A 3,295-nucleotide genomic window follows, 5' to 3' on the forward strand; every position below is an offset into this window, starting at 1 on the left:
GATTAGAAATTGAACATACTCGCCATAGATCTCCTATTAACTTTTTAGTTCACATCTTTTCTACGCTTATTTCATATTCCATGCAACCCAATCGGCTAATCCATAGTTAGCGTTTAGAGAAATTGTTGTGAGAGATTTAACAGAAGCTAGAATGAAAATCTTTTTAGAAAAAGTGAAGGAAATAAATTTGGTACCAAATAACGTGCCCAACTCTTTCATGAGTCACACTAATAACACTAAGCATGTACTTTCATTAGGTAATGTAAGAACAGGTAGTCAAAGCAGATTTTTAGCATAAAGTAACAACTCCTCTTTCGTTAAGGAATAGGAGTTGCCTTCCCAATGTTGCTTTAACAACTCTAAACTTCTACCTAAACTTTTCCCTGACTGATAACCTATATTTATCAAATCATTGCCAGATAAAGGAAACTTTGGAATATCAAACACCTTAGCAAATGAGATGTATTCATCAACATTTGTTCCAGACTCAACACCACAGATTTTGACCAAATCACAATATAATTCCCTACCAAACAAGGATATGTATTTTTTTTGCTCTTTTTCTGAAAGCTCTGTTTTGATATCATTGGACAGTAAAAATAGCAGCTTTTTCCTTTGCTTGTTTGAAAGGTGTAAGAACTTGCTTATGTATTCTCCAAGGTTTTGCCTGTCTTCGTTAGTTCTAAGGAGCAACGCTAATTTTACTATCGCATCAGTACCAAAAAGAAGCGGTGAGGACAGGATTTCGCATTTTACTTCTTTTGGAATAATTTTTTGCAAAACATCAGATTTTTGCATGCTCTTAAGCGTTGGAGCGGGGTCATCACACTCTAGCAATTTAAACATTTCGTCTCTTATTCTCTCTCCAGAGAGGTTTTGGATCATGTGCGAATGCTTTTTGCATACGTCCAATATTTCATCACTCAAATTTCCAACGCATATTTTTGCGTGAAAACGAAACACTCTTAAAATACGTAGATAATCTTCCTTAATTCTATCTTCAGCATTACCTATAAAGTTTAACCTTCGCACTTTTAAGTCCTGAGTACCACCAAAGTAGTCATATATATGGCCGTACTTGTCTGCATATAGGGCGTTAAACGTGAAGTCGCGCCTTGAAGCATCAGCTTGCCAATTGTTGGTAAACTCAACTTTCGCATGTCTACCGTCACATTGAGTATCATACCTTAGCGTTGTGATCTCAAAAGATCTTTGGTTTAAAACTGCAGTGATAGTTCCATGCTTTAAGCCAGTTGGAATAGTTTTTATATTGCGAAGTTTGAGCGCTTCAATCGCTTGATTAGACAGTAGATTGGTAGCGAGGTCAATGTCGTGAATGTCACGCTGCAGAATTGAGTCCCTTACACACCCACCGACAAGCCTTGCCTCCCCACCAAACTTCTCTATGGCATCAATGATTAAACTAGTTTCATGGTCAACTTGCATTTAGGTTAGTATGTATTGCAGCTCATATTACATGAAATGCAAAGCTTTTGCAAAAAGCCCTACATAAAAACATACAGGGCTATGAAGATTTACTTTACTGGCATGATATAGCTTTGCGCTGTTGATCAAATTTTTCTACCTTTGTTTCTTCCATACCACATCTTGGTAGGCTTGAAGAGTTTTGCTCTTCAGAACGCTGAATACGTTGCTTTATATCACTAACGCACTGCTCTACAACATCACTAATTTTTCCACCAGCATTTTTTGCCAATAGCTCATCAAATGTCTTTTCAACCTCTTCTTTCTTAGGACTATCTTTTGAGATATTACAATATCCTAAGATCTCATCCAACTGAAGTTTTTTTGCTAATAGGAAGTCTTCTTGCTCTTGTTTTGCTAAACTTTTTTTCCTATCAAGCAATGGCTCGAAATGACTTTCACCATTATTTATTATATGTATTGTATTAACTTCATTATATTTTATATCATTTACAGGTTCAGACTTTGACTCATTTACAATTTGATTAGTCCATATTTCTTGCCCTTCTACACTATATTTTTCAACAACGTGCAATTTTACATTATACTTCTCACAAAGTATTCTACCTTCAATGTCAGGGTCACCCCATCTATTATTAAGCATAATGTTTGCTGCATAAGCATCTAAAGTTTCGCTACGGTGCTGGCCACTGTTATCATGGCTATTAGCAATTGCATCTATAAACCATTTTGGCGGATTGTTTTGTGCAAATTTTTTACAATCATTTCTTAATTGCTCGACAGTAACTTGTGTTCCTGTTTGCTGCTCTAGACTCTGTCTGAACGAGTCAAAAAAACAGCTTCCATCACGAACTGCTTGTCCTACATGAAAATTATCAGGGTAAGGTTTACTACTTAAAGGAGCTATTTCTTGCCTCGAGCTTTTGAGTCTTTTCGCGCTTTCAACGTCGTAGAAATCACTTGGTAGTTTCCGTTTTCTAGGCGCAGCCATATTCTTTACCTCAATTTAGTTATATACTACTATACCAACAAAATTTTTAATAAGTAACTAATTAAGTATAGCAAAAATTTTTAAATTATGCAAGAACTATAAATTTATATAGTGAATATGAGCTTTAACTGTGGCATAGTAGGACTACCAAACATAGGAAAATCAACTTTATTCAATGCACTTACACAATCAAGTGCAGCCGAAGCTGCAAATTATCCTTTTTGTACAATCGAACCAAATATTGGCAAAGTGCCAATAAGAGATCAACGCTTGAAGCAAATCGCAGCAATTGCTGGCTCAGAGAAGATAATTTACAATCAATTAGAGGTTGTAGATATTGCAGGCTTGGTAAAAGGCGCAAGCAAAGGTGAAGGACTCGGTAATAAGTTTTTAAGTCATATCAGAGAAGTTGATGCGATCGTTCATCTGCTCAGATGCTTCACAGATGATAATATCAGCCACGTACACAGTAAGATAGATCCAATATCAGATGCTGAAGTAGTAGAAATGGAACTAGTTCTAGCTGATATTGATAGCATAGAAAAAAGGCTACCTCAGTTGGAAAAGAAAGCAAAGCAAGGTGATAAAGAACTAAAGAGACAACTTGATTTAATGCAAGAAGTCTTAACTACTTTGAAACTTGGTAAACCTGCAAGAAGCTTAGAACATATCGATAAAGATGAGATGAAGTTGCTTCAATTGCTGACGACAAAGCCCGTTATGTACGTCTGTAATGTTGAAGATACAAATATCCTAGCTGGCAATGAACTATCTAAAAAGGTAGAAAAGATGGCAGAAGAGAACAAGAGCAAATTTTATTGTATCTCAGCAAAACTTGAAGCAGAGATTGCAAATCTT

4 protein-coding genes are annotated in these 3,295 nt (G+C 35.9%); 2 read left to right on the top strand and 2 right to left on the bottom strand.

Features of this window, described 5'->3' with window-relative positions:
• Window positions 1-127 precede the first annotated feature (127 nt).
• Complete coding sequence (locus tag GO685_RS04285; protein WP_175937718.1) at window positions 128-298, top strand: hypothetical protein; 171 nt, start codon at window positions 128-130, stop codon at window positions 296-298.
• Here GO685_RS04285 and GO685_RS04290 read toward each other — a convergent pair.
• Both GO685_RS04290 and GO685_RS04295 read right to left on the bottom strand, forming a co-directional pair.
• Complete coding sequence (locus GO685_RS04290) at window positions 277-1,446, bottom strand: CCA tRNA nucleotidyltransferase (RefSeq protein ID WP_175937719.1); 1,170 nt, start codon at window positions 1,444-1,446, stop codon at window positions 277-279. The genes GO685_RS04285 and GO685_RS04290 overlap by 22 nt on opposite strands.
• Before the next feature lie 94 nt (window positions 1,447-1,540).
• Window positions 1,541-2,437 carry an OTU domain-containing protein gene (locus GO685_RS04295; RefSeq protein ID WP_175937720.1) on the bottom strand — a complete coding sequence of 299 codons (897 nt, stop codon included), beginning with the start codon at window positions 2,435-2,437 and terminating at the stop codon, window positions 1,541-1,543.
• 117 nt (window positions 2,438-2,554) lie between these two features.
• On the opposite strand from GO685_RS04295, the gene ychF reads away from it, so the two are divergent.
• On the top strand, window positions 2,555-3,295 hold a 741-nt coding region (ychF, locus tag GO685_RS04300; protein WP_175937721.1), incomplete at its 3' end, for a redox-regulated ATPase YchF.

Origin of the sequence: Wolbachia endosymbiont of Madathamugadia hiepei, from assembly GCF_013366855.1 — a bacterium.
Classification (GTDB): Bacteria; Pseudomonadota; Alphaproteobacteria; order Rickettsiales; family Anaplasmataceae; genus Wolbachia.

Bases quoted from the DNA above. Each gene is read 5' to 3' on its own strand.
- GO685_RS04290 (WP_175937719.1), bottom strand. From the start codon at position 1,446: ATGCAAGTTGACCATGAAACTAGTTTAATCATTGATGCCATAGAGAAG.
- GO685_RS04295 (WP_175937720.1), bottom strand. From the start codon at position 2,437: ATGGCTGCGCCTAGAAAACGGAAACTACCAAGTGATTTCTACGACGTT.